The organism is Streptomyces sp. NPDC025651, from assembly GCF_055558735.1.
The window spans coordinates 257,908-272,399 of record NZ_JBVHLZ010000004.1 but is presented as its reverse complement, the minus strand read 5'-3'; the positions used below and the strand labels follow the sequence as shown (position 1 = coordinate 272,399).

The following is a 14,492-nucleotide window of genomic DNA, read 5'->3' as shown; positions in this document are numbered from 1 at the left end:
GATACCCCTCAGAGAATTACTTGGCCTTCTCGAGGATCTCGACGATGCGCCAGCGCTTGGTCGCCGACAGCGGGCGCGTCTCCATCAGGAGGACGCGGTCGCCGACGCCGGCAGCGTTCTGCTCGTCGTGCGCCTTGAGCTTGTTCGTACGGCGGATGACCTTGCCGTACAGCGCGTGCTTGACGCGGTCCTCGACAGCGACGACGACGGTCTTGTCCATCTTGTCGCTGACGACCAGGCCCTCACGGGTCTTGCGGAAGCCGCGGTCGGTCTTCGTCTCAGTCACGTTGCTCTCGCTCATCAGGCGCTCTCCACCGTCTCGATGCCCAGCTCGCGCTCACGCATCAGGGTGTAGATCCGCGCGATGTCCTTACGGACGGCCTTGAGCCGACCGTGGTTCTCGAGCTGACCGGTCGCCGCCTGGAAGCGGAGGTTGAACAGCTCTTCCTTGGCCTCGCGAAGCTTGTTGACAAGCTCCTCGTTGCCCAGTTCGCGCAGCTCGGACGCCTTGGTTCCCGCCGACATCACGCTTCACCTGCCTCGCGCTTAACGATCTTGCACTTCATCGGCAGCTTGTGCGCTGCACGAGTCAGCGCCTCACGCGCGATCTTCTCGTTGGGGTACGACAGCTCGAACATCACGCGTCCGGGCTTGACGTTGGCGACCCACCACTCCGGCGAACCCTTACCGGAACCCATGCGGGTCTCGGCAGGCTTCTTGGTGAGGGGGCGGTCCGGGTAGATGTTGATCCAGACCTTGCCGCCACGCTTGATGTGACGCGTCATGGCGATACGAGCGGCCTCGATCTGACGGTTCGTCACGTACGCCGGGGTCAGCGCCTGGATGCCGTACTCGCCGAACGCAACCTGCGTGCCACCCTTGGACATACCGCTGCGCTTCGGGTGGTGCTGCTTGCGGTGCTTGACCCTACGGGGGATCAGCATTTCGGTCAGGCCTCCGTTCCGGTGCTCTCAGCAGCCGGAGCGGCAGCGGCGGGAGCGTCGGCCTTGGGGGCCTCGGCAGCCGGCGCGGACTGCTGCTGCGGCTTGCGACCGCGGCCGCCACGCTCGCCACCGCGGCCACCACGGGCCGGGCGGTCGTTGCCACCACGGGCCGGGCGGTTGCCGGCGCGGGCAGCGGCGTTCTCGGCGCGGACCTCGGCGATGTTCTTGACGTCGCCCTTGTAGATCCAGACCTTCACGCCGATGCGGCCGAAGGTCGTCTTGGCCTCGAAGAAGCCGTAGTCCACGTTCGCGCGGAGCGTGTGCAGGGGCACACGGCCCTCGCGGTAGAACTCCGAGCGGGACATCTCGGCGCCGCCGAGACGGCCACCGCACTGGATCTTGATGCCCTTGGCGCCCGCCTTCATCGCCGACTGCATGCTCTTGCGCATGGCACGACGGAAGGAGACGCGGGAGGACAGCTGCTCCGCGACGGCCTGGGCCACCAGCTGAGCGTCGACCTCGGGGTTCTTGACCTCGAGGATGTTCAGCTGGACCTGCTTGCCCGTGAGCTTCTCGAGGTCACCGCGGATGCGGTCGGCCTCGGCGCCACGGCGGCCGATGACGATGCCGGGACGAGCGGTGTGGATGTCCACACGCACGCGGTCACGGGTGCGCTCGATCTCCACCTTCGAGATGCCGGCGCGCTCCATGCCGGACGTCATCATCCGACGGATGGCGACGTCTTCCTTGACGTAGTCCTTGTACAGCTTGTCGGCGTACCAACGCGACTTGAAGTCGGTCGTGACACCGAGCCGGAACCCGTGCGGGTTTACCTTCTGGCCCATTACCGGGTTCCTTCCTTGCTGCTGACGACCACGGTGATGTGGCTGGTCCGCTTACGGATCCGGTAGGCACGGCCCTGGGCACGCGGACGGAACCGCTTCAGGGTCGGGCCCTCATCCACGTACGCCTCGCTGATGTACAGCGACGAGGCGTCGGAGTGGTCGTAGTTGTGCGCGGCGTTGGCAATGGCGCTGTCCAGCACCTTGCCGACCGGCACGCTCGCGGCCTGCGGGGCGAAACGCAGGACCGCCTGAGCCTCCGTGGCATCCATGCCACGGATGAGGTCCACCACGCGGCGGGCCTTCATGGGCGTGACGCGGATGTACCGCGCCTGGGCCCTGGCTTCCATGGTTGTCCCTTCGGTGTTAGTCATAGTCGTTCCACCCCGCTTAGCGGCGCTTCGACTTCCGGTCGTCCTTGACGTGGCCGCGGAAGGTGCGAGTCGGCGAGAACTCGCCGAGCTTGTGGCCGACCATCGACTCGGTGACGAACACCGGGATGTGGGTCTTGCCGTTGTGCACCGCGATCGTGTGACCCAGCATGCTGGGGATGATCATCGAGCGCCGGGACCAGGTCTTGATGACGTTCTTGGTGCCTGCTTCGTTCTGGGCGTCCACCTTCTTCACGAGGTGGTCGTCGACGAAGGGCCCCTTCTTGAGACTGCGCGGCATCTAAACCCGCTCCTAGCGCTTCTTGTTCGACTTGCGGCGGCGGACGATGTACTTGTTGCTCGCCTTGTTGCGATCACGAGTACGACCCTCCTTCTTGCCCCACGGCGAGACCGGGTGGCGACCACCGGAGGTCTTGCCTTCACCACCACCGTGCGGGTGGTCGACCGGGTTCATGACGACACCACGCACGGTCGGGCGGACGCCCTTCCAGCGCATGCGGCCGGCCTTGCCCCAGTTGATGTTCGACTGCTCGGCGTTGCCGACCTCGCCGATGGTGGCGCGGCAGCGCACGTCGACGAGACGGATCTCGCCGGACGGCATGCGCAGGTGGGCCATCTGACCCTCACGGGCCAGCAGCTGCACCGAGGCACCCGCGGAGCGGGCGAACTTGGCGCCGCCGCCCGGGCGGAGCTCCACCGAGTGGATGGTGGTACCGACCGGGATGTTGCGCAGAGCCAGGTTGTTGCCCGGCTTGATGTCGGCCGACGGGCCGGACTCGATGCGCTGACCCTGCTCGACGCCGCGCGGGGCGAGGATGTAGCGCTTCTCGCCGTCCGCGTAGTGCAGCAGCGCGATGCGCGCGGTGCGGTTGGGGTCGTACTCGATGTGCGCGACCTTGGCCGGCACGCCGTCCTTGTCGTGACGACGGAAGTCGATCACGCGGTAGGCGCGCTTGTGTCCGCCACCCTGGTGGCGAACCGTGATCCGACCGGCGTTGTTACGGCCGCCCTTGCTGTGCAGCGGGCGGACCAGCGACTTCTCCGGCGTGGACCGCGTTACCTCGACGAAGTCGGCAACGCTGGAGCCACGACGGCCCGGCGTAGTCGGCTTGTACTTGCGGATTCCCATTTCTCAGTCCTCGTCCGATATTCGGACCAGGGCGCTCCGTTAGGAGGCCTGGCCGAAGATGTCGATACGGTCGCCCTCAGCAAGGGTCACGATGGCGCGCTTGGTGTCGGCACGCTTGCCGAAACCGGTGCGCGTACGCTTCCGCTTGCCCTGACGGTTGATCGTGTTGACGCCGGTGACCTTGACCGAGAAGACCGCCTCGACGGCCTGCTTGATCTGGGTCTTGTTGGCGCCCGGGGCCACGATGAACGTGTACTTGCCCTCGTCGAGCAGCGCGTACGACTTCTCGGAGACGACCGGCTTGACGAGGACGTCGCGCGGGTCCGAGAAGGACTTGCTCAGCGGGGTGGGCTCAACGGCGATCTTGCCCTCGGTCGCGATGCGCTTCGCCTTGGCGACGCGCGCGGCCTTGGCGGCCTTCGCGGCCTTGGACGCGATGCTCTGGTGACGAATGGCCATCAGGCTTCGCTCCCTTCGGTGTCAGTGGCCTTCGGGCCGGACACGAAGGACTCGAACGCGGCCTTGGTGAAGACCACGTCGTCCGAGACGAGCACGTCGTACGTGTTCAGCTGGCCCGGCTCCAGGATGTGGACCTGGGGCAGGTTGCGGGCGGAGAGCAGCGACAGCTCGTCCGAGCGCTCGATGACCAGGAGCACGTTCTTGCGCTCGCTGACCTTGCCGAGCAGGCTCTTCGCGGCCTTCGTCGAGATCTCGCCCTCGACCACGCCGGAGACGACGTGGATGCGGGAGTTGCGCGCCCGGTCGGTGAGGGCGTGACGCAGAGCGGCAGCCTTCATCTTCTTGGGAGTGCGCTGCGAGTAGTCGCGCGGCACGGGGCCGTGGACGACGCCACCGCCGGCGAACTGCGGCGCACGGGTCGAACCCTGGCGCGCGCGGCCGGTGCCCTTCTGGCGGTAAGGCTTCTTGCCACCACCACGGACTTCGCCGCGGGTCTTGGTCTTGTGCGTGCCCTGACGGGCCGCGGCCAGCTGCGCGACGACGACCTGGTGGATCAGCGGGATGCTGATCTTCTCGACGTCGAAGATCTCCGCGGGGAGCTCGACCGTCCCGGTCTTGTCGCCTGCCGGCGAAAGGATGTCAATGGTGCTCATGGGTTACCTCAGGCCCCCTTGGCCGCGGTACGGACCAGGACGAGGCCGCCGTTCGGACCAGGAACCGCGCCCTTGATGAGCAGCAGGCCCTTCTCCGCGTCAACGGCGTGGACGGTCAGGTTCTGGGTGGTGACCCGCTCGTTGCCCATGCGGCCCGCCATGCGCATGCCCTTGAAGACACGGCCGGGGGTGGCACAGCCACCGATGGAACCGGGCTTGCGGTGCACGCGGTGGGCACCGTGGGAGGCCTTGCCACCGTGGAAGTTGTGACGCTTCATCACACCGGCGAAGCCCTTGCCCTTGCTCTTGCCGGTGACGTCGACCTTGATACCGGCCTCGAACGTCTCGGCAGTCAGCTCCTGGCCGAGGGTGTACTCGCTGGCGTCAGCGGTACGGATCTCGACGAGGTGGCGACGGGGGGTCACGTCGGCCTTGGCGAAGTGGCCCTTGAGGGGCTTGTTCACCTTGCGCGGGTCGATCTCGCCGAAGGCGATCTGGACCGACTCGTAGCCGTCGCTGTCATTCGTACGGACCTGGGTAACGACGCAGGGTCCGGCCTTGACCACGGTCACCGGGACGACACGGTTGTTCTCGTCCCAGACCTGGGTCATGCCGAGCTTCTCGCCCAGGATGCCCTTGATCTGCTTGGTCATCTCTCTCGCGCCCTTCAGAGCTTGATCTCGATGTCAACGCCGGCCGGAAGGTCCAGGCGCATCAGCGAGTCAACGGTCTTGGGCGTCGGGTCGAGGATGTCGATCAGGCGCTTGTGCGTGCGCATCTCGAAGTGCTCGCGCGAGTCCTTGTACTTGTGCGGCGACTTGATGACGCAGTACACGTTCTTCTCAGTGGGCAGCGGCACCGGGCCCGCGACCGACGCACCAGTACGCGTCACCGTCTCGACGATCTTCTTCGCCGAGGAGTCGATGACCTCGTGGTCGTAGGCCTTGAGCCGGATGCGGATCTTCTGTCCCGCCATGGCTACTTAGTAGTCCTTTGTCTCGAACGCTCTGGCCCCCGGGAGGCCCTTTTTTCTACTTCCTCCGACCCACGCGGTCGGGCGTGTCGCAGTCCCGCTCACACAGATCTCCCGAAGGATTTCCCTGCTAGGGGCTGCGGCCCTCGATGACCGCGGGTCCGGGGGAAGAAACCCACCGGGCGCCTGGTCGAGCCACCGCACCGCACTTCCCGAAAGATTCCCGTACGTCCGCCACAGCGCTGCCTTACGGCAGATGGGGCGACGAGTACTGTGGGACTCGCTTTCAGTCCTCCCGGCGGGAGGCGCACAGCATCGGCACTCAACCGAGCAACCTGAACAGTGTGCCATACGTGGGATGCCGAAGGCCAATCGGGGCGAACTGTCAAGCTGCCACGACCTGAATCGCGTACGCAAAGAGCCCCGCCCACCCGAAGGTGAACGGGGCTCTTCGCTGCGCTCAGTTCAGAGCGACCGGGTCTCCCCGATCTTCAAGCAAGCGGACTTACTTGTTGATCTTGGTGACCTGGCCGGCGCCGACGGTCCGGCCACCCTCACGGATGGCGAACTTCAGGCCCTCTTCCATGGCGACGGGCTGGATGAGCTCGACGGTCATCTCGGTGTTGTCGCCCGGCATGACCATCTCGGTGCCCTCGGGGAGGGTCACGACGCCGGTCACGTCCGTGGTGCGGAAGTAGAACTGCGGGCGGTAGTTGTTGAAGAACGGGGTGTGACGGCCACCCTCGTCCTTCGACAGGATGTAGGCCTGGGCCTCGAACTCGGTGTGCGGCGTGACCGAACCGGGCTTGATGATGACCTGGCCGCGCTCGACGTCCTCGCGCTTGATGCCACGGAGGAGCAGACCGACGTTCTCACCGGCCTGGCCCTCGTCGAGCAGCTTGCGGAACATCTCGATGCCGGTGACCGTGGTGGTGGTCTTCTCGGTCTTGATGCCGATGATGTCGACGGTCTCGTTGACCTTGAGGATGCCGCGCTCGATACGACCGGTGACGACGGTGCCACGACCGGTGATCGTGAAGACGTCCTCGATCGGCATCAGGAACGGCTTGTCGACGTCACGCTCGGGCTCCGGGATGGACTCGTCGACAGCCTTCATCAGGTTGAGGACGGACTCACCCCACTCCTTGTCGCCCTCGAGCGCCTTGAGCGCCGAGACCTTGACGACCGGAACGTCGTCGCCCGGGAACTCGTACTCGGAGAGGAGCTCACGGACCTCGAGCTCGACGAGCTCCAGGATCTCCTCGTCGTCCACCATGTCGGCCTTGTTCAGGGCGACGACGATGTACGGAACGCCGACCTGGCGGGCCAGGAGCACGTGCTCCTTGGTCTGCGGCATCGGGCCGTCGGTGGCGGCGACCACGAGGATGGCGCCGTCCATCTGCGCGGCACCCGTGATCATGTTCTTGATGTAGTCCGCGTGACCGGGGCAGTCGACGTGGGCGTAGTGACGCGTCTCCGTCTGGTACTCGACGTGCGCGATGGAGATCGTGATACCGCGCTGGCGCTCTTCGGGAGCCTTGTCGATCTGGTCGAAGGCCGAGGCCTCGTTCAGCTCGGGGTACGCGTCGTGCAGCACCTTGGTAATGGCGGCCGTGAGGGTCGTCTTACCGTGGTCAATGTGACCGATGGTGCCGATGTTGACGTGCGGCTTAGTCCGCTCGAACTTCGCCTTCGCCACTGGGTCCTCCTGTGGAGTGGTTCTGTACGCCTTGCTTCATCGGCGCCAGGTGATCTTTGCTGGGAAGCCAGCCGCCGGGGTTCTTGCCCTACGGGGTCGAACCCCGGCGGATGGTGTCAAGCCTAAAGCGTGAACTCGGGTGAGTTACTCGCCCTTGGCCTTCGCGATGATCTCCTCGGCGACGTTCCGCGGAACCTCGGCGTAGGAGTCGAACTGCATTGAGTAGCTTGCGCGACCCGACGTCTTGCTGCGGAGGTCTCCGACGTAGCCGAACATCTCCGAGAGGGGCACGAGGCCCTTCACGACGCGAGCGCCGCTGCGCTCCTCCATGGCCTGGATCTGGCCACGGCGGGAGTTGATGTCACCGATGACATCGCCCATGTAGTCCTCGGGCGTGGTGACCTCGACGGCCATCATCGGCTCGAGCAGCACGGGGCTGGCCTTGCGCGCGGCCTCCTTGAAGGCCTGCGAACCGGCGATCTTGAAGGCGAGCTCCGAGGAGTCGACCTCGTGGTAGGCGCCGTCGATGAGCGTGACGCGGACGCCCGTCATCTCGTAGCCGGCCAGGATGCCGAACTGCATGGCCTCCTGAGCACCCGCGTCCACCGAGGGGATGTACTCCTTGGGGATGCGGCCACCGGTGACCTTGTTCACGAACTCGTACGACGCGTCGCCGCCCTCGATGGGCTCGATCGCGATCTGCACCTTCGCGAACTGACCGGTACCACCGGTCTGCTTCTTGTGGGTGTAGTCGACGCGCTCGACGGCCTTGCGGATCGTCTCGCGGTACGCCACCTGCGGCTTGCCGACGTTCGCCTCGACGCGGAACTCGCGCTTCATGCGGTCGACGAGCACCTCGAGGTGAAGCTCGCCCATACCACCGATGATGGTCTGGCCGGTCTCCTCGTCCGAGTGGACCTGGAAGGAGGGGTCCTCCTCCGAGAGGCGCTGGATGGCGACACCCAGCTTCTCCTGGTCGCCCTTGGACTTCGGCTCGATGGCGACCTGGATGACCGGCGCCGGGAAGTCCATGGACTCCAGGATCACCGGCTGCTTGTCGTCACAGAGCGTCTCACCCGTGGTGGTCTGCTTCAGACCCATGACGGCGACGATGTCACCGGCGCCCACCGACTCGATCTCCTCACGCTTGTTCGCGTGCATGCGGTAGATCTTGCCGATGCGCTCCTTCTTGCCCTTGACGGAGTTCAGCACCGCGGTGCCGGAGTCCAGGCGACCGGAGTAGATCCGGACGAAGGTGAGCTTGCCGAGGTGCGGGTCGCTCGCGATCTTGAACGCGAGGGCCGACAGCGGCTCGTCGTCGGACGGCTTGCGCTTGACGACCGTCTCCGGGTCCTTCACGTCGTGGCCCTCGATGGCCTCGACGTCCAGGGGGGACGGCAGGTAGCGCACGACCGCGTCGAGCAGGGGCTGGACGCCCTTGTTCTTGAACGCGGTACCGCAGAAGACGGGGGTGACGGTGGTGTCGCCGCCCTTGCCGGAGGCGATGGTGATGCGACGGATCGCCGCGTACAGCTGCTCCTCGGAGGGCTCCTGGCCCTCGAGGTACAGCTCCATCATCTCTTCGTCGTTCTCCGCGACGGCCTCGAGCAGCTTGCCGCGGTACTCCTCGGCAGCCTCGGTGTGCGTGTCGGGGATGTCGACGATGTCGTAGGCCTCGCCCATCTTGGTCTCGGCGGACCAGACGAAGGCCTTCATCGTGACGAGGTCGACGACACCCTTGAAGTCAGCCTCTGCACCGATGGGCAGCTGCATGACCAGCGGGGTCGCACCGAGGCGGTCGACGATCATGTCGACGCAGCGGTGGAACTCGGCACCCGTACGGTCGAGCTTGTTGACGAAGCAGATGCGCGGGACGCCGTAGCGGTCCGCCTGACGCCACACGGTCTCGGACTGGGGCTCAACGCCGGCGACGCCGTCGAACACCGTCACGGCACCGTCGAGCACGCGGAGCGAGCGCTCCACCTCGACGGTGAAGTCGACGTGGCCCGGGGTGTCGATGATGTTGATGGTGTGGTCGACGTCGTTCAGCGGCCAGTGACAGGTGGTGGCAGCAGAGGTGATCGTGATGCCACGCTCCTGCTCCTGCTCCATCCAGTCCATCGTGGCGGCGCCGTCGTGGACCTCACCGATCTTGTACGACACACCGGTGTAGAACAGGATCCGCTCGGTGGTCGTCGTCTTGCCCGCGTCGATGTGGGCCATGATGCCGATGTTGCGCACCTTGGCCAGGTCAAGTGAAGTGGTAGCCATGTCGGCTCAGTCTTCTCTCGGTCTCGATGTGGGTAGCGACTACCAGCGGTAGTGCGCGAAGGCCTTGTTGGACTCGGCCATCTTGTGGGTGTCCTCGCGCTTCTTCACAGCGGCACCGAGGCCGTTGGAGGCGTCGAGGAGCTCGTTGAGCAGACGCTCGGTCATGGTCTTCTCGCGACGGGCGCGGGAGTAACCCACCAGCCAGCGCAGGGCCAGCGTGTTGGCACGACCGGGCTTGACCTCGATCGGAACCTGGTAGGTCGCACCACCGACGCGGCGGGACTTGACCTCGAGGGTCGGCTTGATGTTCTCAAGCGCGCGCTTCAGCGTGATGACCGGGTCGTTGCCGGTCTTCTCGCGCAGGCCCTCCATGGCGCCGTACACGATGCGCTCGGCGGTGGAGCGCTTGCCGTTCAGCAGCACCTTGTTGATGAGGGAGGTCACCAGAGGAGAACCGTAGACCGGGTCGATGATGACCGGGCGCTTCGGGGCGGGGCCCTTACGAGGCATTCTTACTTCTCCTTCTTGGCGCCGTAGCGGCTGCGGGCCTGCTTGCGGTTCTTGACACCCTGGGTGTCGAGGGAACCGCGGATGATCTTGTAGCGAACACCAGGCAGGTCCTTCACACGGCCACCACGCACGAGCACGATGGAGTGCTCCTGCAGGTTGTGTCCCTCACCCGGAATGTAGGCCGTGACCTCGATCCCGGAGGTCAGACGCACACGCGCGACCTTACGGAGGGCCGAGTTCGGCTTCTTCGGGGTGGTCGTGAACACACGCGTGCAGACGCCACGGCGCTGGGGCGAACCCTCGAGTGCGGGCGTCTTGTTCTTCTCGACCTTGTCCTGCCGGCCCTTGCGGACCAGCTGCTGGATCGTAGGCACTACTTCTCCGGTTTCTGTGTGCCGAATAGTAAAGCTAACCTGGAACGTTGCCGACCCACGCGGTCGGGTGTGTCGAAGGCTGCAGACTCCCGCCGCAAGGCGGGAAGGGGCGCAGATTTCGGTGGCCGTTCTCGGACTCACGATGCGGTTGAGGACACGCGCGCGAGCCCAGGCACACCCCAGGCACAAGGTCTGAGCGTACCTACCTCATCGGGTTCGGTCAAAACAAATGCAGGCCACCGCGACACGCCGGACTTCTCGCCCATCGCCGTACGCCGTCCGACGCCCGATCCTGTCCATTCCGTGCTCATGGGCCGCTCACTTTGAGTAGCTTGATCGCTCCGCTGGACGATCGGGGGGCCCATGACGGAGTCGCACTTACCCGGGGACGACGGTCTGGACGACCGCGTCCCCTTTCTCGCCCGCCTGGAGAGCGAGGAGCGGTCCGCTCTGATCACGCTCGGCCACGAACTGAGTTTCGGGCCGCGCATCCAGCTCCTGCACCAGAACGAACCGTCCTCGCACATCCTGCTCATCCTGCACGGCTGGACCAAGGTGACGGCGGCGGCCGCCAACGGCTACGAGGCGCTGCTCGCCCTGCGCGGCCCCGGCGACATCATCGGTGAGTCCGCCGCGCTGACCGGGCGGCCGCGCTCGGCGACGGTCACCGCGCTGGAGGCCGTGCGCGCGGTCGCCGTCGAGCACGAGCGCTTCACGGAGTTCCTCGGCCGCTCCCCCGCCGCCTCGTTCGCCCTGCTCGGGCTGACCTCCGACCGCACCAGGGCGGCCGACCGGCGCCGCCTGGAGTTCGCGTCCATGAGCGTGAAGGAACGGCTGGCCGCGCTGCTGCTCGATCTCGCGCGCACGCACGGGCGTCGTACGGACGGAGGCATCGAGCTCGCCGTGCCGCTGAGCAAGCAGGAGCTCGCCGGGTCCGTCGGAGCGTCCCGGGAGATGGTCCAGCGGCTGCTCAAGGATTTGCGGGACCGCGGTGCGGTGGCCACCGGGCGGCGCGCTCTCGTGATCATGCGGCCGGACGTACTGCGGCGCATCGCGCGCGCGGAGCGCCCCAGGACCTGGTGACCGAGGGGCCTGGTGACCGAGGGCAGTCGCGCCCTCCCTCGGAGCGACTCTGTGCACACGGTCACACTTCGAGTGCGTCATCCGCCCTCACCACGGGGAGTCGGCCGTCGGCACGCTTCAGGTCGGCGAACTCCCCGAGCGAAGGGCGAACATGACCGACCCCGTGAGCCGCACCATCCTGCTGCTCGACATCGAGAAGTACAGCGACCGGGACGACGTCGAACAGGCGTACCTGCGGCGCATGTTGTACGACATCACCGACCGCGCCCTCGAAAGCGCCGGCATCGACGAAACCCTGCGGCTCCGTGCCGACCGCGGCGACTCCGTGATGGAGCTGATCGATGCCAACGCCTCGGTGCACGCCCTGCTGCGCGCCCTGCTCGGCGAGGTGCCCGCCCAGCTGCGGGCGGTGAACCGGATGGCGTCGAGCTCCGCGCAGATGCGGCTGCGCGCCGTGCTCGCCACCGGATACGTCGCGGTCGACGACCTCGACGGGTGGGTCGGCTCCGACCTCAACCACGCCTGCCGGCTGCTCGACGGCGACGTACTGCGGGCAGCGCTGCGGGAACGTACGAACGACTTCGCGCTCTGCGTCTCGGAGGGCGTCCACGCGGGGATCGTGCGGCACGACAGGCCCGGCGTACCGGCCGACGAGTTCCACGCCGTGACGGTGGACAGCAAGAACGGGCCGCTGCGGGCGTGGCTGCACGGGCCGGTTCCCGCCGGGGCCGACGACCACGGTGAGAGGGGGGCGGGGGGAGCCCCGGCGCCGGATGCCGGCTCGGGGGAGCGTCCGGCGCCGGGGCGGGAGGCGTCCGCGCAGGCGGGCGGCACACCTGCGGGCAGCGCGCCTGCGGCCGGCACACCTGCGGGCGGCCCCACCTTCACCTTCAACGGCGGCTCGGTCACCTTCGGCGGTTCCCTCGTCGGCGGCGACCAGCACGGGGTGTCGGGCGGGACGGTGCACGGCGACGTCCACCTCGGCGGCACGGGCACCCGGCGCGGTGAGGAGTCGTGACCGCGTACGCCGATCAGCGCGCGGACCAGGAGCACCCCGCCGCCCAGGACGCCGACAGCGGCGCGGCGCCACCGCCCCAGGACTCCGCGAACGGGCCACAGGGACAGCCCGACGAGCCACAGGAAGCCCATGCCGCGCGACGCGAACTCATCGAGCACGCACCGGAGTTCATCCTCGGCGCCTCGACCGTGTTCGGCGGCTCCCTGGTCGGCGGCAGCCAGCACGGGGTGTCCGGCGGCCAGGTCGCGGGCGACGTCTTCATGGGCGGCAAGACCGAGCACCACCACCACGGCCCCGCGGGTCCCCGGCACGCCTCCGGCGAGATCCCGCGTGCCGAACTCGACGGACTCGCCACGGTCTTCGCGGAGAGCGACTCCTTCGGCCCCGCCCTCGAACGGCTTTCCCGGGAGCGGGTGGTGATCCTCACCGGGGCGCACTCCACCGGGCGCAGGGCCGCCGCCCTGATGCTGCTGCACCGGATCGGCGTGCGCGCGGTGCGGGCCCTGGACCCCGACGTCTCCCCCGCCGCGCTCGCGGACCAGATCACCGGGCCGCACGGACACGTCCTGTGCGAGCTCGCCCTCAGCCGGGGGCGTCCCCTGCGCGAGCACCACGTACTCGCCGTACGGGACCGGCTGCGCGAACACGACGGCTACCTCGTCGTGACGGCCGAACGGTCCGCCGCCCTGCACGGCGTCGCGACCGAGCGGTGGGAGCCGCCGAAGGCCGCCGACATCCTCCACAACCACCTCAGCCGGCTGCTCGGCGGGGCCGGCGCCGAGGAGGTGGCCGGGCTCGACGTGGCGCGCGACTTCCTCGCCCACGACCACCGGCCGCAGGAACTGGCCGACTTCGCCGGTCGGTTGGCCGACTTCCGGCGCGGCACCACGTCCCTGGACGATCTCGCGGGGTTCAGCCGGGCCACGGTCGAGCAGCAGGTGCGGCAGTGGTTCGACGACTCCGCGACCGACCTGCGGCACAAGGCGTTCCTGGTCTCCCTCGCGGTCTTCGACCAGGCACCGTACGCGCTCGCAGCCGAGCTCGGCGACCGGCTCTTCGCGGAGCTCCAGCTCACCGAGGCCCCGGAGGAGCCCGCCCGGATCCCCGTCTTCGGCTCCTCCCCCGCCGAGCGCCTGCGCCTGGCACGCGCCCGCGGATACGAGGAGAACGAGGCCACGGAGTGGGGCCCGGTCCCCCAGCTGATGGCCGAGTACGAGGATCCGCGCACCGCCCGTGTCCTGCTGGAGGAGGTGTGGACCGGGCACCCGTCCGCGCGCCCGGCCCTGGTCCGCTGGATCAAGCAGCTCGCCGCCGACCGCCGTCCCGTCGTCCGCACCCGGGCCGCGGCCTGCACCGCGATGCTCGCCGCCGCCGACCTGCCGTCCGCGATGGCGCAGCTCATCGACGGCTGGGCCACCACGCGCGCCTTCGCGCCCCGCCTCATCGCCGCCAACGCGCTGACGCTGGCGCATCTCCTCGGCGTCGGCGCCGTCCCGAGAATCCTCACCCAGTGGTGCACCGACCGGCACTACGCCCGCCGCTGGACCGCGATCCGCGGCTACGCCCTGCTCGCGCCGCTCAGTCCCGACCAGGCACCCGCCGCTCTCGACGCGCTCGCGGGCCGGGCCCGCACCGACGCGAGCAGCGACTACGAACAGGGCCAGCTCGCCCAGTCGGCCGCGCTGCTCCTCGCCGCGGGCGACCGCACCGAGATGCTCGGCTCGCTGGCCGCCCTCGGCCGCCAGGAGTCGCCCGCCGTGCGCTCCTTCGTGCTCTCCGCCTTCGTGACGGCCTGCGCGCACACCGACGACGACGGGGTGCTCGCCTGGTTCGCCGAGGAGGGCGTGCGCAACCCGGACGGCATCCGCGACCTGGCTGCGCTCTGGCGCCTCGCGCTGAACGACCGCGCCCACACGCGGGCTGCCCTCGCCGCCCTGCGCTCCTGGGTGTACGAGGCCGAACGGCGCCCCGAGACCGAGTTCGCCGTCGCCACCCTGCTGCCCCTGCTCGTCGTCAGCGGCGAGGACCTGGCCCGGCTCAGCCATCTGCTGCGCACCGTGCCGGGCAGCCGCGGCGGGCCGCCGCCCGAAGTCGCCGGACGCCTGATGACCGTACTGACAGCCCATCCAACGAGGAGTTGAGCAC

The 14,492-nt window shown here is 67.9% G+C and carries 18 protein-coding genes; 3 read left to right on the top strand and 15 right to left on the bottom strand.

Annotated elements, in window-relative coordinates; translation table 11 throughout:
• Nucleotides 1–16: 16 nt before the first annotated feature.
• From rpsQ to rpsL, 15 genes are all read right to left on the bottom strand, one after another.
• Nucleotides 17–301: a 30S ribosomal protein S17 gene (gene rpsQ / locus ACZ4D5_RS17575; protein WP_055564830.1), complete on the bottom strand. Its 285-nt coding sequence runs from the start codon at nucleotides 299–301 to the stop codon at nucleotides 17–19.
• On the bottom strand, nucleotides 301–525 hold the full coding sequence (rpmC, locus tag ACZ4D5_RS17570) for a 50S ribosomal protein L29 (protein WP_006347226.1): 225 nt from the start codon (nucleotides 523–525) through the stop codon (nucleotides 301–303). Before rpmC ends, rpsQ begins: the two co-directional genes overlap by 1 nt.
• On the bottom strand, nucleotides 525–944 hold the full coding sequence (gene rplP, locus ACZ4D5_RS17565) for a 50S ribosomal protein L16 (RefSeq protein WP_059424836.1): 420 nt from the start codon (nucleotides 942–944) through the stop codon (nucleotides 525–527). Before rplP ends, rpmC begins: the two co-directional genes overlap by 1 nt.
• A gap of 5 nt (nucleotides 945–949) precedes the next feature.
• Entirely contained in the window at nucleotides 950–1,789 is an 840-nt protein-coding gene (gene rpsC, locus ACZ4D5_RS17560; RefSeq protein ID WP_055698226.1) for a 30S ribosomal protein S3, read from the bottom strand.
• Nucleotides 1,789–2,136, bottom strand: coding sequence for a 50S ribosomal protein L22 (gene rplV / locus ACZ4D5_RS17555; protein WP_030208989.1), 348 nt, complete (start codon nucleotides 2,134–2,136; stop codon nucleotides 1,789–1,791). Before rplV ends, rpsC begins: the two co-directional genes overlap by 1 nt.
• 40 nt (nucleotides 2,137–2,176) lie before the next feature.
• Nucleotides 2,177–2,458, bottom strand: coding sequence for a 30S ribosomal protein S19 (gene rpsS, locus ACZ4D5_RS17550; RefSeq protein ID WP_030782571.1), 282 nt, complete (start codon nucleotides 2,456–2,458; stop codon nucleotides 2,177–2,179).
• A 12-nt stretch (nucleotides 2,459–2,470) separates the two neighbouring features.
• Nucleotides 2,471–3,307, bottom strand: coding sequence for a 50S ribosomal protein L2 (rplB, locus tag ACZ4D5_RS17545; protein ID WP_467773258.1), 837 nt, complete (start codon nucleotides 3,305–3,307; stop codon nucleotides 2,471–2,473).
• Nucleotides 3,308–3,346: 39 nt separating this feature from the next.
• Entirely contained in the window at nucleotides 3,347–3,766 is a 420-nt protein-coding gene (gene rplW, locus ACZ4D5_RS17540) for a 50S ribosomal protein L23 (RefSeq protein ID WP_055564827.1), read from the bottom strand.
• The gene (gene rplD / locus ACZ4D5_RS17535; protein ID WP_150171088.1) at nucleotides 3,766–4,419 is read right to left on the bottom strand and encodes a 50S ribosomal protein L4; all 654 of its coding nucleotides are present in this window, start codon (nucleotides 4,417–4,419) and stop codon (nucleotides 3,766–3,768) included. The genes rplW and rplD overlap by 1 nt, the downstream gene beginning before the upstream one ends.
• Nucleotides 4,420–4,427: 8 nt before the next feature.
• Entirely contained in the window at nucleotides 4,428–5,072 is a 645-nt protein-coding gene (gene rplC / locus ACZ4D5_RS17530; protein ID WP_055698223.1) for a 50S ribosomal protein L3, read from the bottom strand.
• Between the two features lie 14 nt (nucleotides 5,073–5,086).
• Complete coding sequence (gene rpsJ, locus ACZ4D5_RS17525; RefSeq protein ID WP_003948644.1) at nucleotides 5,087–5,395, bottom strand: 30S ribosomal protein S10; 309 nt, start codon at nucleotides 5,393–5,395, stop codon at nucleotides 5,087–5,089.
• Between the two features lie 502 nt (nucleotides 5,396–5,897).
• The gene (tuf, locus tag ACZ4D5_RS17520) at nucleotides 5,898–7,091 is read right to left on the bottom strand and encodes an elongation factor Tu (RefSeq protein ID WP_361164964.1); all 1,194 of its coding nucleotides are present in this window, start codon (nucleotides 7,089–7,091) and stop codon (nucleotides 5,898–5,900) included.
• A 144-nt stretch (nucleotides 7,092–7,235) separates the two neighbouring features.
• The gene (gene fusA / locus ACZ4D5_RS17515) at nucleotides 7,236–9,362 is read right to left on the bottom strand and encodes an elongation factor G (RefSeq protein WP_055698221.1); all 2,127 of its coding nucleotides are present in this window, start codon (nucleotides 9,360–9,362) and stop codon (nucleotides 7,236–7,238) included.
• Nucleotides 9,363–9,401: 39 nt separating this feature from the next.
• Nucleotides 9,402–9,872 carry a 30S ribosomal protein S7 gene (rpsG, locus tag ACZ4D5_RS17510; protein ID WP_003974303.1) on the bottom strand — a complete coding sequence of 157 codons (471 nt, stop codon included), beginning with the start codon at nucleotides 9,870–9,872 and terminating at the stop codon, nucleotides 9,402–9,404.
• Between the two features lie 2 nt (nucleotides 9,873–9,874).
• Complete coding sequence (gene rpsL / locus ACZ4D5_RS17505) at nucleotides 9,875–10,246, bottom strand: 30S ribosomal protein S12 (RefSeq protein WP_003948652.1); 372 nt, start codon at nucleotides 10,244–10,246, stop codon at nucleotides 9,875–9,877.
• Nucleotides 10,247–10,609: 363 nt separating this feature from the next.
• Here rpsL and ACZ4D5_RS17500 point away from each other — a divergent pair, with 363 nt between their 5' ends.
• From ACZ4D5_RS17500 to ACZ4D5_RS17490, 3 genes are all read left to right on the top strand, one after another.
• On the top strand, nucleotides 10,610–11,329 hold the full coding sequence (locus ACZ4D5_RS17500) for a Crp/Fnr family transcriptional regulator (protein ID WP_467773257.1): 720 nt from the start codon (nucleotides 10,610–10,612) through the stop codon (nucleotides 11,327–11,329).
• 151 nt (nucleotides 11,330–11,480) lie between these two features.
• Nucleotides 11,481–12,347 carry a hypothetical protein gene (locus ACZ4D5_RS17495; protein ID WP_467773256.1) on the top strand — a complete coding sequence of 289 codons (867 nt, stop codon included), beginning with the start codon at nucleotides 11,481–11,483 and terminating at the stop codon, nucleotides 12,345–12,347.
• A complete protein-coding gene (locus tag ACZ4D5_RS17490; protein WP_467773255.1) occupies nucleotides 12,344–14,488 on the top strand; it encodes a hypothetical protein in 2,145 nt (714 codons plus the stop codon). The genes ACZ4D5_RS17495 and ACZ4D5_RS17490 overlap by 4 nt, the downstream gene beginning before the upstream one ends.
• Nucleotides 14,489–14,492 lie beyond the last annotated feature (4 nt).

Excerpts from the sequence above, each read along its gene's own strand:
- rplC (WP_055698223.1), bottom strand. The coding sequence starts at position 5,072 with ATGACCAAGCAGATCAAGGGCATCCTGGGCGAGAAGCTCGGCATGACC.
- rpsC (WP_055698226.1), bottom strand. The coding sequence starts at position 1,789 with ATGGGCCAGAAGGTAAACCCGCACGGGTTCCGGCTCGGTGTCACGACC.
- rpsQ (WP_055564830.1), bottom strand. The coding sequence starts at position 301 with ATGAGCGAGAGCAACGTGACTGAGACGAAGACCGACCGCGGCTTCCGC.
- rplW (WP_055564827.1), bottom strand. The coding sequence starts at position 3,766 with ATGGCCATTCGTCACCAGAGCATCGCGTCCAAGGCCGCGAAGGCCGCC.
- rpsG (WP_003974303.1), bottom strand. The coding sequence starts at position 9,872 with ATGCCTCGTAAGGGCCCCGCCCCGAAGCGCCCGGTCATCATCGACCCG.
- rpmC (WP_006347226.1), bottom strand. The coding sequence starts at position 525 with ATGTCGGCGGGAACCAAGGCGTCCGAGCTGCGCGAACTGGGCAACGAG.
- rpsS (WP_030782571.1), bottom strand. The coding sequence starts at position 2,458 with ATGCCGCGCAGTCTCAAGAAGGGGCCCTTCGTCGACGACCACCTCGTG.
- ACZ4D5_RS17500 (WP_467773257.1), top strand. The coding sequence starts at position 10,610 with ATGACGGAGTCGCACTTACCCGGGGACGACGGTCTGGACGACCGCGTC.
- rpsJ (WP_003948644.1), bottom strand. The coding sequence starts at position 5,395 with ATGGCGGGACAGAAGATCCGCATCCGGCTCAAGGCCTACGACCACGAG.
- fusA (WP_055698221.1), bottom strand. The coding sequence starts at position 9,362 with ATGGCTACCACTTCACTTGACCTGGCCAAGGTGCGCAACATCGGCATC.
- rplV (WP_030208989.1), bottom strand. The coding sequence starts at position 2,136 with ATGGAAGCCAGGGCCCAGGCGCGGTACATCCGCGTCACGCCCATGAAG.
- ACZ4D5_RS17495 (WP_467773256.1), top strand. The coding sequence starts at position 11,481 with ATGACCGACCCCGTGAGCCGCACCATCCTGCTGCTCGACATCGAGAAG.
- rplD (WP_150171088.1), bottom strand. The coding sequence starts at position 4,419 with ATGAGCACCATTGACATCCTTTCGCCGGCAGGCGACAAGACCGGGACG.
- rplP (WP_059424836.1), bottom strand. The coding sequence starts at position 944 with ATGCTGATCCCCCGTAGGGTCAAGCACCGCAAGCAGCACCACCCGAAG.
- rplB (WP_467773258.1), bottom strand. The coding sequence starts at position 3,307 with ATGGGAATCCGCAAGTACAAGCCGACTACGCCGGGCCGTCGTGGCTCC.